The 15,777-nt window shown below is 72.9% G+C and carries 20 protein-coding genes and 2 tRNA genes; 10 read left to right on the forward strand and 12 right to left on the reverse strand.

Annotated elements, in window-relative coordinates:
• Nucleotides 1–34: 34 nt before the first annotated feature.
• Genes ACOJV7_RS03805 through ACOJV7_RS03830 form a run of 6 tightly spaced genes read left to right on the forward strand, consistent with a single transcriptional unit; the run spans nucleotide 35 to nucleotide 4,509 of the window.
• Nucleotides 35–1,333: an aspartate aminotransferase type Ic gene (locus ACOJV7_RS03805; RefSeq protein ID WP_420188814.1), complete on the forward strand. Its 1,299-nt coding sequence runs from the start codon at nucleotides 35–37 to the stop codon at nucleotides 1,331–1,333.
• Between the two features lie 4 nt (nucleotides 1,334–1,337).
• Nucleotides 1,338–1,856, forward strand: coding sequence for a DUF5709 domain-containing protein (locus ACOJV7_RS03810; RefSeq protein WP_420188815.1), 519 nt, complete (start codon nucleotides 1,338–1,340; stop codon nucleotides 1,854–1,856).
• The gene (locus ACOJV7_RS03815; RefSeq protein WP_420188816.1) at nucleotides 1,853–2,953 is read left to right on the forward strand and encodes an adenosine deaminase; all 1,101 of its coding nucleotides are present in this window, start codon (nucleotides 1,853–1,855) and stop codon (nucleotides 2,951–2,953) included. Before ACOJV7_RS03810 ends, ACOJV7_RS03815 begins: the two co-directional genes overlap by 4 nt.
• Before the next feature lie 9 nt (nucleotides 2,954–2,962).
• Nucleotides 2,963–3,670 (forward strand): hypothetical protein, encoded by a 708-nt coding sequence (locus tag ACOJV7_RS03820; protein ID WP_420188817.1) that lies wholly within the window; start codon nucleotides 2,963–2,965, stop codon nucleotides 3,668–3,670.
• Entirely contained in the window at nucleotides 3,663–3,971 is a 309-nt protein-coding gene (locus ACOJV7_RS03825; protein ID WP_420188818.1) for a 2-polyprenylphenol hydroxylase, read from the forward strand. Before ACOJV7_RS03820 ends, ACOJV7_RS03825 begins: the two co-directional genes overlap by 8 nt.
• 28 nt (nucleotides 3,972–3,999) lie before the next feature.
• On the forward strand, nucleotides 4,000–4,509 hold the full coding sequence (locus tag ACOJV7_RS03830) for a metallophosphoesterase family protein (protein ID WP_420190370.1): 510 nt from the start codon (nucleotides 4,000–4,002) through the stop codon (nucleotides 4,507–4,509).
• A 12-nt stretch (nucleotides 4,510–4,521) separates the two neighbouring features.
• Here ACOJV7_RS03830 and ACOJV7_RS03835 read toward each other — a convergent pair whose 3' ends face one another.
• Nucleotides 4,522–5,037 (reverse strand): MarR family winged helix-turn-helix transcriptional regulator, encoded by a 516-nt coding sequence (locus tag ACOJV7_RS03835; RefSeq protein ID WP_420188819.1) that lies wholly within the window; start codon nucleotides 5,035–5,037, stop codon nucleotides 4,522–4,524.
• A 112-nt stretch (nucleotides 5,038–5,149) separates the two neighbouring features.
• Between ACOJV7_RS03835 and ACOJV7_RS03840 the strand changes: the two genes are divergently transcribed.
• Entirely contained in the window at nucleotides 5,150–5,809 is a 660-nt protein-coding gene (locus ACOJV7_RS03840) for an FMN-dependent NADH-azoreductase (protein ID WP_420188820.1), read from the forward strand.
• A 77-nt stretch (nucleotides 5,810–5,886) separates the two neighbouring features.
• On the opposite strand, the gene ACOJV7_RS03845 is transcribed toward ACOJV7_RS03840, so the two are convergent.
• The 8 genes from ACOJV7_RS03845 to ACOJV7_RS03880 all read right to left on the reverse strand — a co-directional run bounded on the left by ACOJV7_RS03845 (nucleotide 5,887) and on the right by ACOJV7_RS03880 (nucleotide 9,993).
• A complete protein-coding gene (locus ACOJV7_RS03845) occupies nucleotides 5,887–6,291 on the reverse strand; it encodes a secondary thiamine-phosphate synthase enzyme YjbQ (protein ID WP_420188821.1) in 405 nt (134 codons plus the stop codon).
• Between the two features lie 11 nt (nucleotides 6,292–6,302).
• Nucleotides 6,303–7,376 carry a UDP-N-acetylmuramate dehydrogenase gene (locus tag ACOJV7_RS03850; protein WP_420188822.1) on the reverse strand — a complete coding sequence of 358 codons (1,074 nt, stop codon included), beginning with the start codon at nucleotides 7,374–7,376 and terminating at the stop codon, nucleotides 6,303–6,305.
• A complete protein-coding gene (locus ACOJV7_RS03855; RefSeq protein WP_420188823.1) occupies nucleotides 7,376–7,798 on the reverse strand; it encodes a MaoC family dehydratase in 423 nt (140 codons plus the stop codon). The genes ACOJV7_RS03850 and ACOJV7_RS03855 overlap by 1 nt, the downstream gene beginning before the upstream one ends.
• Nucleotides 7,795–8,244, reverse strand: a complete 450-nt coding sequence (locus ACOJV7_RS03860; RefSeq protein WP_420188824.1) for an FAS1-like dehydratase domain-containing protein — start codon at nucleotides 8,242–8,244, stop codon at nucleotides 7,795–7,797. Before ACOJV7_RS03860 ends, ACOJV7_RS03855 begins: the two co-directional genes overlap by 4 nt.
• Nucleotides 8,245–8,338: 94 nt before the next feature.
• Nucleotides 8,339–8,506 (reverse strand): 50S ribosomal protein L33, encoded by a 168-nt coding sequence (gene rpmG / locus ACOJV7_RS03865; RefSeq protein ID WP_035913435.1) that lies wholly within the window; start codon nucleotides 8,504–8,506, stop codon nucleotides 8,339–8,341.
• 125 nt (nucleotides 8,507–8,631) lie between these two features.
• Nucleotides 8,632–8,705, reverse strand: a tRNA-Met gene (locus ACOJV7_RS03870).
• 44 nt (nucleotides 8,706–8,749) lie between these two features.
• Nucleotides 8,750–8,822 (reverse strand) — tRNA-Thr (locus tag ACOJV7_RS03875).
• 127 nt (nucleotides 8,823–8,949) lie between these two features.
• Nucleotides 8,950–9,993: a zinc-dependent alcohol dehydrogenase family protein gene (locus tag ACOJV7_RS03880; RefSeq protein ID WP_420188825.1), complete on the reverse strand. Its 1,044-nt coding sequence runs from the start codon at nucleotides 9,991–9,993 to the stop codon at nucleotides 8,950–8,952.
• A gap of 158 nt (nucleotides 9,994–10,151) precedes the next feature.
• Here ACOJV7_RS03880 and ACOJV7_RS03885 point away from each other — a divergent pair, with 158 nt between their 5' ends.
• A complete protein-coding gene (locus ACOJV7_RS03885) occupies nucleotides 10,152–10,646 on the forward strand; it encodes an ASCH domain-containing protein (RefSeq protein ID WP_420188826.1) in 495 nt (164 codons plus the stop codon).
• A gap of 31 nt (nucleotides 10,647–10,677) precedes the next feature.
• On the opposite strand, the gene ACOJV7_RS03890 is transcribed toward ACOJV7_RS03885, so the two are convergent.
• Nucleotides 10,678–11,307: a response regulator gene (locus tag ACOJV7_RS03890; RefSeq protein WP_420188827.1), complete on the reverse strand. Its 630-nt coding sequence runs from the start codon at nucleotides 11,305–11,307 to the stop codon at nucleotides 10,678–10,680.
• Complete coding sequence (locus tag ACOJV7_RS03895) at nucleotides 11,304–12,554, reverse strand: sensor histidine kinase (protein WP_420188828.1); 1,251 nt, start codon at nucleotides 12,552–12,554, stop codon at nucleotides 11,304–11,306. Before ACOJV7_RS03895 ends, ACOJV7_RS03890 begins: the two co-directional genes overlap by 4 nt.
• A gap of 168 nt (nucleotides 12,555–12,722) precedes the next feature.
• On the opposite strand from ACOJV7_RS03895, the gene ACOJV7_RS03900 reads away from it, so the two are divergent.
• On the forward strand, nucleotides 12,723–13,715 hold the full coding sequence (locus tag ACOJV7_RS03900; RefSeq protein WP_420188829.1) for an SMP-30/gluconolactonase/LRE family protein: 993 nt from the start codon (nucleotides 12,723–12,725) through the stop codon (nucleotides 13,713–13,715).
• A 262-nt stretch (nucleotides 13,716–13,977) separates the two neighbouring features.
• Nucleotides 13,978–14,991, forward strand: coding sequence for an ankyrin repeat domain-containing protein (locus ACOJV7_RS03905; protein ID WP_420188830.1), 1,014 nt, complete (start codon nucleotides 13,978–13,980; stop codon nucleotides 14,989–14,991).
• 28 nt (nucleotides 14,992–15,019) lie between these two features.
• Here ACOJV7_RS03905 and ACOJV7_RS03910 read toward each other — a convergent pair whose 3' ends face one another.
• Nucleotides 15,020–15,775 carry a helical backbone metal receptor gene (locus ACOJV7_RS03910; protein ID WP_420188831.1) on the reverse strand — a complete coding sequence of 252 codons (756 nt, stop codon included), beginning with the start codon at nucleotides 15,773–15,775 and terminating at the stop codon, nucleotides 15,020–15,022.
• Between the last annotated feature and the right edge of the window lie 2 nt (nucleotides 15,776–15,777).

The following is a 15,777-nucleotide window of genomic DNA, read 5'->3' on the forward strand; positions in this document are numbered from 1 at the left end:
GGAGGACTGCCCTCCCCGGGCGACGTCTGGAACGATGACGGTCGTGACCGAGCAGACCGCCGCCCTGTCGTCCCTCTCCCCCGCCGAGCTCGTGGCGTTCCTCGAGAGCCAGCGCACGGCATACGCCGAGCTCCAGGAGCGTGGGCTCACGCTCGACCTCACGCGCGGCAAGCCGTCGGTCGCCCAGCTCGACCTCAGCAACGAGCTGCTCGAGCTGCCCCGCGGGCACAAGGACGCGAGCGGGACCGACGTGCGCAACTACGGCGGGCTGTCGGGGATCACTGAGCTGCGCGAGATGTTCGCCGAGCTGCTGTGGGTCGAGCCGGAGCAGGTCGTCGCCGGGGGTGCGTCCAGCCTGACGATGATGCACGACTGCCTCGTCCAGCTCCTGCTCCACGGCGCTCCGGACTCGCCGCGACCGTGGTCGCAGGAGGAGACGGTGAAGTTCGTCTGCCCGGTGCCCGGCTACGACCGGCACTTCACGATGCTCGCGTCCTACGGCATCGAGATGCTCACCGTGCCGATGAACGAGGACGGCCCCGACGTCGCGGCGGTGCGTGAGCTCGTCGAGGACCCGTCGGTCAAGGGCATGTGGATCGTGCCGACCTACGCGAACCCGTCGGGCTCGACGTGCTCGCAGGAGGTGGCGAGCGAGCTCGCCTCGATGGAGACGGCGGCGCCGGACTTCCGGATCTTCTGGGACAACGCCTACGCCTTCCACCACCTCACCGAGGAGGAGGCCAAGAGCGCCGACATCATCACGCTCGCGTCGGGGTCGGGACACCCGAACCGGCCCATCATGTTCGCGTCGACGTCGAAGATCACGTTCGCCGGCTCCGGCGTGGCCTTCCTCGCGGCGTCGAAGGCCAACGTCGACTGGTACCTCGGGCACCAGCAGTTCGCCTCCATCGGACCCGACAAGGTCAACCAGCTGAGGCACGTGCAGTTCTTCGGCTCGCCCGACGGCGTGCGCGAGCACATGCGCAAGCATCGCGAGATCCTCGGCCCGAAGTTCGCCGCCGTCGACGACGCGCTGACGTCGGCACTCGAGGGGCGCGAGGTCGCGACGTGGTCGAAGCCGACCGGTGGCTACTTCGTCAACCTCGACGTCCTCGACGGCACCGCGTCCCGCGTCGTCGAGCTCGCCAAGGGCGCCGGGATCGCGCTCACGCCGGCCGGGGCGTCGTTCCCCCACGGCAAGGACCCGCGCGACCGCAACATCCGGCTGGCTCCGTCGTTCCCCGTCCTCGAGGAGGTCGAGACCGCCATGGCGGGAGTCGCCACGTGCGTCCTCCTCGCCGCCGCCGAAAAGCTCTCGGGCGTGACAGGGTGAGGTCATGAGCGACCAGCCAGGAACCGAGAACTTCACCGACGACCTCGGCTCGATGAGCCTCGACGACGGCGTCGACGCCGGCGAGGGCCAGCCCGACCTGCTCGACTCGAGCGAGGGCGACAACCTGCCGGTCTCGCCGCCGGACCTGCAGCCGCGCAACACGGAGTGGGGCACCACCGGCGAGGAGCAGGCGCAGGACGAGACGATCGACCAGCGCATCAACCAGGAGGTGCCGGACCCCAACTCGGCCTACGGCGCCCCCGACAACGAAGGCGGGCTCGACGACGAGCCGCGCGTGGGCGGCGACGACCCTGACGCGATCCCTGCCGAGGACGACTTCCTGGGTGAGCCACGCGACCTCGACGAGCTTGAGATCGACGGGGGCTCGCTCACCGCGCCCGACGAGGGCCTCGGCCCCGACGAGGAGAAGACGCTCGTCGCCGAGGAGGGGACCGGTTCGCGCCACGGCGCTCCCGAGGACGTGTCGGCCGAGGAGTCGGCCATGCACATCGTCGAGGAGTGAGCGGCCAGCCCTCCGGCACCTCGGGGCTCCGCGACACGGCGACCCTCCCGAAGGCGCACCTCCACCTCCACTTCACCGGCTCGATGCGCGTCACCACGGTGCGCGAGATGTCGGAGGCGCACGGCCTGCGGCTGCCGTCGGCCCTGGGCGCCGACTGGCCGGTGACGTTCGAGACCCGTGACGAGCGGGGCTGGTTCCGCTTCCAGAGCCTCTACGACGCGGCGCGCCACTGCGTGCGCGGTGAGGCCGACATGAGGCGCATCGTGCGGGAGGCGGCACTCGACGACGGCTCCGAGGGGTCGCGCTGGCTCGAGCTCCAGGTCGACCCGACGTCCTACGCCCCCTTCGTCGGCGGCATCACGCCCGCGCTCGAGATCGTCCTCGACGAGGCGTCGTCGGTCTCGCGGAAGTCCGGCGCCGCGCAGGTCGGCATCATCGTCGCGGCCTCGCGGATGCGCCACGAGCTCGAGGCGCGCACCCTCGCGCGACTCGCCGCGAGGTATGCCGGCGAGGGACCGGGTGCCGTCGTGGGCTTCGGCCTGAGCAACGACGAGCGGCGTGGGGAGACCGAGGCGTTCGCGCCCGCCTTCGCGATCGCGCGCCGGGCCGGGCTGGCGCTCGTGCCGCACGCGGGCGAGCTCCTCGGCCCCGACGCGGTGGAGCGCACGCTCACCGCGCTCGGTCCCGACCGGCTCGGGCACGGCGTGAGGTCCGTCGAGGACCCGCGCACCCTCGACCGGGTCGTCGAGGACGGCGTGGCGCTCGAGGTGTGCCCGGGCAGCAACATCTCGCTCGGGGTCTACGACGACATCGACGACGTGCCGCTGCGCCGGCTCGTCGACGCCGGGGCGACCGTCGCGCTCGGGGCGGACGACCCGCTTATCTTCGGCTCGCGGCTGCAGGAGCAGTACGAGGTGGCGCGGCTGCTCGAGTTCTCCGACGCCGAGCTCGCCGACCTCGCCCGGGCCTCGCTGCGGGCGTCGCGAGCGCCCGAGAAGGTGCGCGAGACGGCATACGCCGACATCGACGCGTGGCTCGAGGGTGACGATGCGGACGACGCCGTCGGGGCCGACGCACGGGACTCGGCGAGCGCATAGGTTGGAGTGATGGAGGCACGGGCGAGCGGCGACGGGTCGAGGACGTCGGCGGTCCTCGGAGGACTGGGGTGGCTCGGCGGGCAGGTGCTCGCCACTGCGTTCGGGCTCGCGGCCCGGCTGCGCGGGACCCGGGCGCTGCACCCTGTGGGGTTCTGTGGGACGGGGCGCGTGACGATCGAGCCGGGACCGCGAAGTGGTGTGGTGCTTCTTGACGAGCCGGGGCCACACGCGTGCGAGGTGCGCTGGTCCCGCGCCACCGGACTACGCGCTGGGCCGGACATCGAGGGCCTGGCAGTGCGGCTGACCGGACCGGCGGCCGGCGACGTGCTCCTCGCCTCCACCGGCACCGGGGTCCTCACGCGGCACGTGCTGACGGTGCGCGGGCGCTGGGGTTACGGGCCGCTGACGACCCTCCTGCCCCTCGAGACCGCCCTGGGCGGACTCCTCCTGAGGGTCGACCCGCTCGCACCGGTGGCTCCGGGCGGCGAACCGCCGACCGCCTACCGGCTGCTCGTCGCCGCGCCCGGACACCCGTGGCACGAGCGGGGTCGTCTGGACCTCGAGTGGAGCGACTCGGACTGCACGCGCCGCCACGACCCGGTCGGCCACGCGCCGATGGGGACGTGGACCTCGCCTCTGTGGACCGCCCTTCGCCAGCCGTCGTACGCCGTGTCGCAGCAGGTGGGTGCCGATCCCGAGGAGCCGAGCCGTGGGTGAGGTGTCTGCCGAGGTCGACGCCGAGCGCTGGCTCGTCGTCGGCGGCCGACGGTGGCGGCGCCAGGACCCGGCCCTGCCCGCGGACGTCGCCGAGCGGCTGCTGTCGCACCTCGGACGAGGGCGCTCGGGCGTGCGGGCGGCGAAGCAGGCGGGCGAGGATCCCGCGCCGTCGCGTCGGCGGGTCGACCTCGCCAAGCACGGCCTCGGCGAGCGCGGGACGCCGTGGTGGGAGCAGGACGACGCCGAGCGGCGGGACCGCTGGGAGGAGGCGCTCCATGAGCTCGACGGACTCGACGACTGAGGCTTCGCCGGCGGGCTCCGGGGCAGACATGCTGCGGCTGCTGGTCGTCGCGGACACACACCTCCCGGCGCGGGCTCGGGACCTGCCCGCCGAGGTGTGGTCGGCCGTGGACGAGGCGGACGTCGTCATGCATGCCGGCGACTGGGTCACGCCGCGCCTGCTCGATGCGCTCGAGGAGCGGGCGAGCCGGGTCGTCGGGGTCTGGGGCAACAACGACGGCGCCGAGCTGCGACGGCGCCTGCCCGAGGTCGCGCGCACCGAGCTCGGTGGTCTGCGCTGGGGCGTGGTGCACGAGACCGGGCCGAAGCAGCGGCGCGAGGAGCGGATGCGAGCGGAGTACCCCGACCTCGACGTCCTCGTCTTCGGGCACAGCCACATCCCGTGGGACACCGAGCAGTTTGGTCTGCGGCTGCTCAACCCCGGCTCCCCCACCGACCGGCGACGGCAGCCGCACTGCACCTACCTCACGTGCATGGTCGGTGGCGGTGAGCTGCGCGACGTCGTCCTGCACCGGCTGCCGCCGCGAGGTGCCCGCTAGCAGGTGCGGGGGTCAGCACTCCGGGACGGGGCCGGAGCAGGCCGAGTGGTCGGCCCCGGCGTCGCTCGCGACGCGCGCGAGCAGTGACCGGAAGAGGTCGGCCTCGTCGTCAGAGAGTCCGCCGAGGACACCACGCTCGACCTCCCGGATGCGGGCGGAGGTGCGGCCCAGAACCTTCTCGCCCTTGGCCGAGAGGACGACCTGCCGCGCGCGCCGGTCGGCAGGGTCCGGTCGGCGACTCACCAGACCGGCCTTCTCGAGGTCGTCGACGAGATAGGTCATGACGGTGCGGTCGATGCCGAGCCGCTGGGCGATCGTGGCCTGGTTGCTGCACTCCCCCTCGGACGCGAGCGTCAGGACCTGGAAGCCGCGAGGACCACCGGGCACCGCGTCGACGACCTCACGGGCGCTGTGGAGGTAGCGGCGAAGCAGTGCCCCGAGCGCTTGGCCGAGGTCCACACGGGCACCGCCGACGTCGCCGACTGCGCCGAGGGGCGTCTGCTCGGGGAGGTCTGTCGCGGTGGCCATGGGGTGAGCCTATCGGGAAGTGCTGTAGGTACGATCGTCAATTTGCAAGATGATCTGTTTGCCATACTATCTGGAGGTCAGACCATCTGATCCCCTGATCCAGGAGCACTCCATGAGCACGATCTTCCGGCTGGACTCCAGCATCCGCACCGAGAGCTCGGTCAGCCGAGCCGTCGCCGACACCCTCGAGGCCTCGGTCATCGAGGCAGAGGGCAGCGACACCACCGTCATCCGCCGGGACGTGGGCCTCTCGCCCGTGCCCAGCGACGTGTGGGCGACCTCGGCCTTCGCCGGGTTCACCCCTGAGGGCGACCGGACCGACGAGCAGCTCGCCGCACAGGCCGTCGCGGCCGAGCTCGCCGACGAGGTCGTCGCCGCCGACGTCCTCGTCATTGCGACCTCGCTCTACAACTTCGGCGTCTCACAGCACCTGAAGACGTGGATCGACACGGTCATCACCGACCCGCGGTTCGCTCCGGGCACCCAGACCGTCAAGGGCAAGCCGGCCTTCCTCGTCCTCGCCCGTGGCGGCGGCTACGGCGAGGGCACGCCCCGGGAGGGCTGGGACCACGCCACGGCATACCTGCGCCGGATCCTCGAGGACGTCTGGGGGCTCGACCTCGACGTCATCGAGACCGAGCTGACCCTCGCCGAGGTCACGCCGCAGATGGCCGAGCTGCGTGACCTCGCCCGTCAGCAGCTCGCCGAGTCGCACGAGGCCGCGCGCACCAGCGGGCGGTCGGTGACGGTCAAGCTGCGCAGCGCCGCCTGATCGCCCCTGACGCACACGTCCACACGCCGAACGGCTCCGGAGCTCCCGGAGCCGTTCGGCGTCGGTGGACCCGGGCGTCAACCCGAGAGGAAGTCGAGGCGGACGGTGCGGTCGTGGTTGTCGACATTGAGGTCGACCAGGCAGATGCTCTGCCACGTGCCGAGCGCGAGGCGTCCGCCGTCGACGGGAACGCTGGCATAGGGCGGCACGAGGCCGGGCATGACGTGCGAGCGCCCGTGGCCGGGGCTGCCGTGGCGGTGGCGCCACCGGTCGTCGGCGGGCAGGAGGTCGGCGAGCGCCGCGAGCAGGTCGTCGTCCGAGCCCGCGCCGGTCTCGATGATCGCGATGCCGGCGGTCGCGTGCGGGACGAAGACGTGGAGCAGGCCGTCACCGAGGTCGCGCACGAAGTCGGCGCAGCGGTCGGTGAGGTCGAGGACGACGTCCTCACCGCCGGTGCGGACGTCGAGGTTCACGGTCTTCACGCAGGTCCTCCTCAGAGCTCGTGGCCGACGAAGACGGGCTCGTTGACGAGCGTGACGCCGAACCGGTCGATGACACCGTCGCGCACCTGCCGCGCCAGGGCTGCGACGTCGGCAGCCGTGGCCGAGCCGCGGTTCGTCACAGCGAGCGTGTGCTTCGTCGAGAGGGCGGCGGGGCCCGGCATACCGAAGCCCTTGCCGAAGCCGGCCTTGTCGATGAGCCACGCGGCACTCGTCTTGACGTCACCGCCGGCGTCCGGGAAGCGCGGCGGCTCGGCGGCATCGTCGCCGAGCTCGGCACGGACGCGTGCGGTGAGGTCGTCGAAGCGGGCCGCGGACATGATCGGGTTGGTGAAGAACGACCCGCAGCTCCACGTGTCGTGGTCGTCGGCGTCGAGCACCATGCCCCGCCTCCGCCGCTGGTCGAGCACGGCCCCGCGCGCGTCGGCGAGCGGCACCCGCGCGCCGACCTCGACGCCCAGCCCCTTGGCCAGGTCGGCGTAGGCGATCGGTTGGGAGCGGTCGGCCACGCGCAGCTGGAAGGTGACGTCGAGGACGACGTACTGCGAGCTCGCCTTGAAGACGGAGTGCCGGTAGGTGAAGCCGCAGTCGGCGTTGCTGAACGTCCGAACCTCCTGCGTGCGGCGGTCGAGGACCCGCACCCGAGCGATCGTCTGGGCGACCTCCTGGCCGTAGGCGCCGACGTTCTGCACCGGGGTCGCCCCGGTCGAACCGGGTATGCCGGACAGCGCCTCGATCCCGGACCATCCCTCCGCGACCGCGCGCGCGACGAGGTCGTCCCAGCCCTCGCCGGCGGCGACGCGGACCATCGCTCCGCCGCACGAGTCGTCGGACTCGACCTCGATGCCGCTCGTCGCGACCTTGAGCACGGTGCCGGGGAAGCCGGCGTCGGCGATGACGAGGTTGGACCCGCCGCCGACGACGAGCAGCGGCTCGTCGGCGTCGTCGACCTCGCGGACCGTGTCGACCACCTCGTCGATCGTCTCGGCGACGACGAGCCGGCGCGCGGGCCCGCCCACCCGCATCGTCGTCAGCTCGGCGAGCGGGGCGTCGTGGACCTCCTGCATCAGTCGAGCTGGACGGTCGCGAGGCAGCGCCCGAGGACCTTGTCGCCGGCGGCGGTCACGGTGACGTCGACGACGGCGCGACGGGTCTCGGGGTCGATGCTCTTGACGGTTCCGGTGATCACGACTTCGGCGCCGTCCGCGGGTACGACGACCGGCTTGGTGAAGCGGGTGCCGAACTCGACGACGCGGTCCGCGCCGCCGGCCCAGGCGGAGACGGCCGACCCGGCGGCGCCCATGGTCCACATGCCGTGGGCGATGACGTCGGGGAGGCCGACACCCCTGGCGAAGGCCTCGTCCTGGTGGATCGGGTTCTGGTCGCCGGACGCGTTCGCGTAGGCGACGAGGGTCTCGCGGGTCACGGGCACGGTCTGCGGCCCGAAGGAGTCGCCGGCTTCGGTCTCGGCTGCGGTGCGGATGCTCATGCGTCCTCCCCTCCTCGCACGACGATGGTCGAGGTCGAGGTGCACACGGGCTCGCCCTCGACGGTGAGCTCGGTGCGGGTGGCGATCATCGCGTGCCCACCGGCGGAACGGATCGAGTCGACGGTGAGGGTGCCGAGGACCTCGTCACCCGCGGTGATGGGGCGGTGGTGGACGAACCGCTGCTCGCCGTGGACCACACGGCTGTAGTCGATGCCCGAGTCGGGGTCCTGGACGTAGGCCGCGTCGCAGCGCTGCGCCAGCGTGACCGCGAACGTCGGCGGGGCGATGACGTCGGCGTGACCCGCGGCGCGAGCGACCTCGGCATCGTGGTGCAGCGGGTCGTCGGAACCCACGGCGTCGGCGAACGCGGCGATGTCGGCCGCGCTCACGGCATACGGACCGCTCGGTGGATAGGACCGACCCTGGAAGTCTGCGTTCACGGGCATGCGGACACTCTAGGCAACGCGTGACGCGACCCTGAACGGCGAAGCCGCCCTCCACGACTCGTGGGGGCGGCTCCGGTGCGTCGAGGCGCTGGGGTCAGCGGGTCTCGCGGTGCTCGGTGTGCTTCTTGCAGCGGGGGCAGAACTTCGCCAGCTCGAGACGGTCGGGGTCGTTCCGACGGTTCTTCTTGGTGATGTAGTTGCGCTCCTTGCACTCCGTGCACGCCATGGTGATCTTGGGGCGGACGTCAGTGGCCTTGGCCATCGGGGCAACCTGCTCTCGGAAAAAAGGTGATCTGGTGGTCTGTCGCGCCGGCTCACGAGTCGAGTTCGCGCGACGCCAGCACAACAGGGTACGCGAGTCCGGGTATTCCCCGAAATCGCCTTGAGTAGCGGGAGCGGGGCTCGATCCCGCGACCTCACGATTATGAGTCGTGCGCTCTAACCAGCTGAGCTACCCCGCCTTGGGGGTCGTGGCCCGTCACGCAGTGGTGTCGGACCGGACCAGAGCCCCCTGTCGGAATCGAACCGACGACCTTTTCCTTACCATGGAAACGCTCTGCCGACTGAGCTAAGGGGGCCGACCAGGACCCGGGTCAGACCCGGCCTGAGTGCGACGGCGATGCTACACGGACACCTGCGCACGAACGAAATCCGGTCCCCGCACCGGCTCTCGCACGGCTTGCAGACGGCTTCGTCGAGTGCTGGTCAGCGCCCGATCTCGACGACGGTCATGCCCGCCGTCGTCGTGGGATGGTCCATCGCGGCCAGTGCCGCGCCGGCCCCGTCGAGACCGATGACGCAGCCGACGAGGAGGTCCGGCCGCAGCGTGCCGTCCTCGACGAGCGCGAGCATCGCGGGGTACTCGTGGGCGGCCATGCCGTGCGAGCCGTAGAGCTCGAGCTCGTGCGCGACGACGCGACCCATCGGCAGCGGCGGGGTCGCGGCGTCGCCGAGGAGCAGGCCGACCTGCACGTGGCGGCCCCGTCGCCGGAGGCTCTCGACCGACGCCACGGCAGTCGCGGACGAGCCGAGGGCGTCGAGGGACACGTGGGCGCCGCCGCCGGTGGTCTCACGGATGGTGGCGGCCGGGTCGGGGTCGCTGCTCGCGTCGACGAGGTGGGTGGCGCCCAGCTCGCGCGCGCGGGCGAGGGCAGCCGGCGAGACGTCGACGGCGACGACCTCGGCGCCCAGTGCCGCGCCGATCATCACGGCCGAGAGCCCGACGCCGCCGCACCCGTGGACGGCGAGGACCTGGCCCGACTGCAGGCGGCCGTGGGCGACGACCGCCCGGAAGGCCGTCGCGAACCGGCACCCGAGCGACGCGGCGGTGACGAAGCCGACCGCGTCGGGCAGGGCGACGAGGTTCGCGTCGGCGGCGTTGATGGCGACCTGCTCGGCGAACGACCCGGGCCCGGTGAAGCCTGGCTGGGTCTGGTCCGGGCAGACCTGCGCCTCGCCCGAGAGGCAGAGCTCGCACCGGCCGCAGCCGCAGACGAACGGGACGGTGACGCGGTCGCCGACCTGCCAGCGGGTCACGTCGGCGCCGACCTCCGCGACCGTGCCGGCCAGCTCATGACCGGGGACGTGCGGCAGGTCGACCGGGTCGTGGCCCTTCCACGCGTGCCAGTCGGACCGGCACACCCCGGTCGCACCGACCGCGATGACGACGCCGTCGCTCGGGCAGGTGGGGTCAGGCACGTCGCGCACCTCGAGCGGTCCGCCGAAGGTGTCGTGGACGACCGCCTTCACGGCGTCGCCCTGGGTGTCGTCCCCGGCGTCGGCCTCGTCGTCCCCGGCGTCGGCCTCGTCGTCCCCGGCGTTGGCCCCGTCGTCGCTGTCGGCGTCATGGGGCCAAGTGTCGCCGGGCGGCCGGTCACGGCGTCCACCCGTCCACCTAGGGTGTCGGCATGAGCGACGACGACCAGGTCAGGACCTTCTGGGAGCTGGCGCGGGTGCACGCCAAGCTCAACGTGTCCTCGCCCTACTTCGGCCCGACGCCGCTCGAGTCCGTGCCCCCGCCGGCGTGGTCGTTCGGCGCCGACGAGCGCCAGGCCGACGAGCTCCTCGCCCTCGTCCTCGCGGGCACCAAGACGGCGACCGCGAGCGCCCAGTGGGACTACGAGGCCGACGACGAGCCGACGCCCGAGAAGGGTGCGCTGAGCATCGTCCTCGACGGCTCCGGCCGCCCCCGCGCGCTCCTCGAGACGACCGAGGTCGACATCGTCCCGTTCGACGAGGTGACCGAGGAGCATGCCCGGCTCGAGGGAGAGGGCGACCTCTCGCTCGCCCACTGGCGCGAGGTGCACGAGCGCTTCTTCACCGAGACGGCTTCGCACGACCGCGGGTTCTCGACCGGCATGCCCGTCGTCTGCGAGCGCTTCCGCGTCCTCTACGCCGACTGAGGCACCGAAACGGCGGCTCCTGCCCGCCCGGTCAGGTGCGGATGATGCGCCGTTCGATGGCCGCGGCCACGGCGCCAGCACGCGTGTCCACATCGAGCTTGGCGTAGATGTGCGAGAGGTGGCTCTTGACCGTGGCCTCGGAGACGAAGAGCTCGCGGGCCATCTCCTTGTTGCCCAGCCCACGCGACAGCAGCTCGAGGACCTCGACCTCGCGCGCGGTCACGGCATCGCGGCCACCGACCCCTGCGCGTCTCACGACCGCCGCCGCCACCGCCGGCGACAGGACCGTCTCGCCACGGGCGGTCGCCCCGATGCCGGCGAAGAGCTCCTCCGGGGGCGCGTCCTTGAGCAGGTAGCCGCGGGCCCCCGCCTCCAGCGCGCGCAGGATGTCCGCATCGGTGTCGTAGGTCGTGAGCACCAGCACCTCCGGCGGCTCCGGCTCGGCGCGCAACAGGGCCGTCACCCGGGCGCCGCCCTCACCCTCGCCGAGGTTGAGGTCCATGAGGACGACGTCGGGTCGTTGCGCGCGGACGACGTCCAGCGCCCTCCCCGCGTCGGCCGCCTCACCGACGACGTCGAAGTCCTCCTGGGCCGCGAGCAGGGCGCGCAGCCCGGCCCGCACCACCGGGTGGTCGTCGACGAGGACGATGCGCACGGTCATGGCGCGCCACCTCCGTCCCGCAGGACGCCGCCACCCACGCGTGGGAAGACGACCGAGACGGTCGTGCCCTCTCCCGGGGCGCTCTCGACGGTCGCGCGGCCACCGAGGTCCTCGGCACGACGCCGTATGCCGTCGAGCCCGGTCCCCCGCCCCTCCCGTCCCCGCCCCTCCCGTCCCCGCGCCGGCTGAGGAAGGAAGCCGCGCCCGTCGTCGCGCACGTCGAGCCGCACCTCGTCACGCTCATGGGTCAGCGTCACGACGACCCGACCCCCGCCGGAGTGCTCGACCGCGTTGGCCAGCGCGCCGCGGGTGGTCCGCACGACGGCGGCGGCGACCTCGGCCGGCACCGGTGCCGCGGACCCGTGGACGCGGACCTCGGCCGACAGCCCGTGCGACCCCTCGCGGACGACGCGACGGAGCTCGTCGTGGAGGTCCTCGGGCCGGTCCCCTTCGAGACCGACCGGCGCGAGGTCGCGGACCACCTGCCGGACCTCGTCGAGGCCCTCGCGGGCAGCGGCGGCGGCATCACGGACGTGCACCCGCGCGGCATCGGGACGGCGGGCCCACTCCTGCTCCGCGGCCTGGAGGAGGAGGTTGATGCTCGACAGCCCCTGACCGACGGAGTCGTGGATCTCCCGGGAGATGCGGGTCCGCTCGGCGAGCGCACCAGCGGTGTGCTCGGCGGCGGCGAGGTCGGCCTGGGCTGCGGACAGGTCGTCGAGCAGGCGTTGGCGCGCCGCCGCCTCACGGTCGAGGGTGCGGAACGCCAGGGCCGTGAGGAACGCCAGGGTCACCGGCCCCAGGACGAGCGCCGGGTCGAACCCGTCCGTGATGCGCAGCCAGGCCACGCTCACGAGGGCGGCCATGAGGCCGACGAGAGCCACGGCATACGAGAAGGGCAGGGCGCGGAGCACCGCGAAGGCGACGGCCACGGCAACCCACGCGAACGAGGGCGCCACGAGCGTGAGCGCACCCCACACGACGACGAGGGCCGCGACGCGGGCGGCCGGGACCCAGCCGGCGGATGCCACGGGTCGCGCGACGGCCAGGACGCCGAGGAGTGCGGCGCCCCCGACGACGGCCCAGCCCTCGAGGTGGAGCCCGTGCCGTGAGACGTAGCGGACCGCGCACGCGGCGAGCAGCAGGACCAGCGCCACGTCCAGCCAGCGCTCGAGACGGGCCACGGGCGCGAGGACGCCCCGGACCGCCGGGTCCGCACGTCCGTGCCCGGGGGCGACCGCATCCATGACCGTGCAGCCTAGGACCGCGCCAACCGCCGCCGCATCATCCGATCGGCTATCCAGGGATGACCGGTTGCCCGTCGCGCCGCCGGTCGACCGCGGGGGACCGTGGAGTGCAGGACGGTTCGCCGACTCGGCGACCGACCGCCCTCACCACCTCGTCCCAGGAGAGTCATGTCCACCCTGCGCACCACCCGAGCGGCCGCGACCCTGGCTGCCCTCGCCACGCTCCCGCTCGCCCTCGCCTGCACCGTCCCCGCGTCCGCCGCCCCCTTCGCACGGCCGTCGTCCCACACGCTCACCGGGGACCCGGGCGGCTCGAAGTTCGAGGGCATCGGCGTGGACCAGAGGCGGGGCACCTTCTATGTCAGCGAGGTCACCGGCGGTGAGATCCACCGAGGCGTGGCGGGCGACGCCGCGACGGAGGAGTGGCTGGCGGGCGACGGCACCCACGGGCGCTTCACCGCTCGCGGCATCACGACCGACGACGCCGGCCGGGTCTACGTCGTCGGCGGCCCCAACGGCATCGACCCCACGACCGGTCGTGACAACGGTCGCCCGGACGTCTGGGTCCACTCCCCCGACGGCACGCTGCTCGCCGCTCTGCGACTGCCCGGCGACAACGGCTTCGCCAACGACGTCGCGATCGGCCCGGACGGCGCGGCCTACGTGACGAACTCCAATGCGCCCCAGGTCTTCCGGGTCGCCCTCGAGGACGACGGCTGGAAGGCCGAGCTGTGGTCCGACGCCAGCGGGGTCGTCGAGCAGCTCCCCGGCTTCAACCTCGGCGGCATCGTGCTCACCGCCGACCGCAGCGCCTTCGTCGTGGCCCAGGGGACGACGGGCCGGCTGTGGCGCTTCGCGACGGCCGACGGCTCGGTCACGCCGGTCGAGACCGCTGGCGCCGACCTCACGAACGCCGACGGGCTCGTCCGCCGGGGTGGGACCCTGCTCGTCGTGCGCAACTTCTCGCGGATGCTCGCCAGCCTCCGTCTCGCCGCGGACGGACGCACCGCCGCCCTGCTCGACCAGCAGGCGACCGACCCGACGCGCGTCCTGACGACCGCGAAGGTGCTCCACGGACGCGTCCTCTTCGTCGACAGCAAGTTCGACGAGGCCGTGGCCGCACCCCCCTACGAGGTCGTCACCGACCCCTTCGCCGGATGAGATGAGCCGTATGCCGTCCGCCCGCCGGTCCGTCCTGGCCGCCACGATCGTCGTGGCGGCCGCGACGGCCTGTTCCGCAAACCCATCCGACAGCCCACCGAGACCAGGAAGCTCCTCCGTGACCACCTCTGCGCAGCTTAGCGACCCCGGTAGCAGCGACACCGGCGCCCGGCGACAGGAAGCACTTGACGAACAGCTGAGGGAAGTCGCGTGGTCGGGTGACGCTGTCCGCGCCGCCGAGCTGGTCGAGCAGGGAGCCGACGTGGACGCCAAGGACGAGACCCAGCAGTCGGCCTACCTCATCGCCACGAGCGAGGGCCACCTCGACCTGTTGCGCCTCGCCCTTCGCAGCGGTGCGACGGTGGACGACAAGGACAGCTGGAACGGCACCGGCCTCATCCGGGCGGCCGAGCGCGGTCACGCCCTCGTCGTCGGCGAGCTGCTGCAGGCAGGCATCGACCGCGACCACGTCAACCGCATCGGCTACCAGGCCGTGCACGAGGCGGTGTGGCTGGGCGAGGACACCCCGGCCTACGTCGATACCGTTCGGGTGCTCGTGGCGGGCGGGGTGCAGCTCGACCGGCGGTCGGGAACCGAGCGCCTCACCCCGCTCGAGATGGCGCGCGAGCGCGGCTACGGCCGGCTCGAGACCGTGCTCGCGCGTGCCGTCGGAGCCAAGCCGCCGGCGGACGCCGACGCGGCCCTGCTGCGCGCAGCGGCCGCGGGCGACGCGGATGCCGCGGCGCTCGCTCTGCGCGCCGGTGCGGACATCGAGGCGCGCGACGGGCAGGGGCGCACGGCGCTGTTGCTCGCAGCCACGCACGACCACGTCGAGGTGGCGCGGCTGCTCGCGGCGATGGGTGCCTCGCCCGACGCGCTCGACGACCGGCACGACACCCCGTGGCTCGTCACCGGGGTCACGGGCAGCGTGGCGATGCTCGAGGCCCTGCTGCCGGCGCAGCCGGACCTCACCATCCTCAACCGCTACGGCGGGGTGTCGCTCATCCCGGCGAGCGAGCGCGGACACGTCGACTACGTCCGGCGGGTCGTCCGGACCGGCATCGACGTGGACCACATCAACGACCTCGGGTGGACCGCCCTGCTCGAGGCGGTCGTCCTCGGCGACGGCGGGCCGCGTCACCAGGAGGTCGTGAAGATCCTCCTCGAGGCAGGCGCCGACCGGTCGATCGCCGACAGGGACGGAGTCACCGCTCTCGAGCACGCCCGGGCCAAGGGGCAGCGCGAGGTCGTGGCGCTGCTGGAGGGCACCGACTGAGCCGGGTGCCCGTCGCTCAGCGCCGCCGTCACCGTTCGATCGACCCGCGGGCCTCGACGAGGGACGGGCCGTACCACGTGATGAGGCGCCCGCTGACGAGCCGGGTCGGCGTCGCTGAGAACGCCTCGGGCCCGCCGTCGGCGGTGAAGACGTAGGGCTCGTCGGGCAGCAGCACGAGGTCCGCGCCCGCGGCGTCGAGGCGCTCGAGGTCGACGTGCGGGTAGCGCCCGGGCTCCCCTGCCGTCGTCACCTCGCACCCGATCCGCGCGAGCAGGTCGGCGGTGAAGGTCGGGTGGCCCACGACCATCCAGGGGTCGCGCCAGATCGGCACGACCACCGTGACGTGCGCCTCGGGGACGTCGCCCGACCAGAGCCCGTCAGCCTCCGCCAGCCACTCCGGCTCGCGCCACCCGCACGCGTCGACGAGGAGCCGCCTCATCGACGCGAGTGCCTGCGGCACGGTCTCGATGTCGGTGACCCACACCGGTATGCCGTCCGCGCGCATCCGCTGCACGTCCAGCTCGCGGTTCTCCTCCTTGTTCGCGACGACGAGGTCGGGTCCGAGCGCGGCGATGGCCGCGCGGTCAGGGTTCTTCGTGCCTCGCACCCTTGTCACGTCGAGGTCCCGGGGGTGGGTGCACCAGTCGGTCGCACCGACGAGGGCGTCCGGCGTGGTGGCGGCCACCGCCTCGGTGAGCGAGGGCACGAGCGAGACGACACGGCATACGGGCGTGGTCGGCAGCACGACCTCGTGGCCGAGGTCGTCGCGCAGCGTGCGGGTCACGG

It is taken from the genome of Knoellia tibetensis, assembly GCF_048606415.1.
Taxonomy (GTDB): Bacteria; Actinomycetota; Actinomycetes; order Actinomycetales; family Dermatophilaceae; genus Knoellia; species Knoellia tibetensis.

Excerpts from the sequence above, each read along its gene's own strand:
- ACOJV7_RS03805 (WP_420188814.1), top strand. The coding sequence starts at position 35 with ATGACGGTCGTGACCGAGCAGACCGCCGCCCTGTCGTCCCTCTCCCCC.
- ACOJV7_RS03810 (WP_420188815.1), top strand. The coding sequence starts at position 1,338 with ATGAGCGACCAGCCAGGAACCGAGAACTTCACCGACGACCTCGGCTCG.
- ACOJV7_RS03820 (WP_420188817.1), top strand. The coding sequence starts at position 2,963 with ATGGAGGCACGGGCGAGCGGCGACGGGTCGAGGACGTCGGCGGTCCTC.
- ACOJV7_RS03830 (WP_420190370.1), top strand. The coding sequence starts at position 4,000 with ATGCTGCGGCTGCTGGTCGTCGCGGACACACACCTCCCGGCGCGGGCT.
- ACOJV7_RS03835 (WP_420188819.1), bottom strand. The coding sequence starts at position 5,037 with ATGGCCACCGCGACAGACCTCCCCGAGCAGACGCCCCTCGGCGCAGTC.
- ACOJV7_RS03840 (WP_420188820.1), top strand. The coding sequence starts at position 5,150 with ATGAGCACGATCTTCCGGCTGGACTCCAGCATCCGCACCGAGAGCTCG.
- ACOJV7_RS03850 (WP_420188822.1), bottom strand. The coding sequence starts at position 7,376 with ATGCAGGAGGTCCACGACGCCCCGCTCGCCGAGCTGACGACGATGCGG.
- ACOJV7_RS03855 (WP_420188823.1), bottom strand. The coding sequence starts at position 7,798 with ATGAGCATCCGCACCGCAGCCGAGACCGAAGCCGGCGACTCCTTCGGG.
- ACOJV7_RS03860 (WP_420188824.1), bottom strand. The coding sequence starts at position 8,244 with ATGCCCGTGAACGCAGACTTCCAGGGTCGGTCCTATCCACCGAGCGGT.
- rpmG (WP_035913435.1), bottom strand. The coding sequence starts at position 8,506 with ATGGCCAAGGCCACTGACGTCCGCCCCAAGATCACCATGGCGTGCACG.
- ACOJV7_RS03885 (WP_420188826.1), top strand. The coding sequence starts at position 10,152 with ATGAGCGACGACGACCAGGTCAGGACCTTCTGGGAGCTGGCGCGGGTG.
- ACOJV7_RS03890 (WP_420188827.1), bottom strand. The coding sequence starts at position 11,307 with ATGACCGTGCGCATCGTCCTCGTCGACGACCACCCGGTGGTGCGGGCC.
- ACOJV7_RS03895 (WP_420188828.1), bottom strand. The coding sequence starts at position 12,554 with ATGGATGCGGTCGCCCCCGGGCACGGACGTGCGGACCCGGCGGTCCGG.
- ACOJV7_RS03900 (WP_420188829.1), top strand. The coding sequence starts at position 12,723 with ATGTCCACCCTGCGCACCACCCGAGCGGCCGCGACCCTGGCTGCCCTC.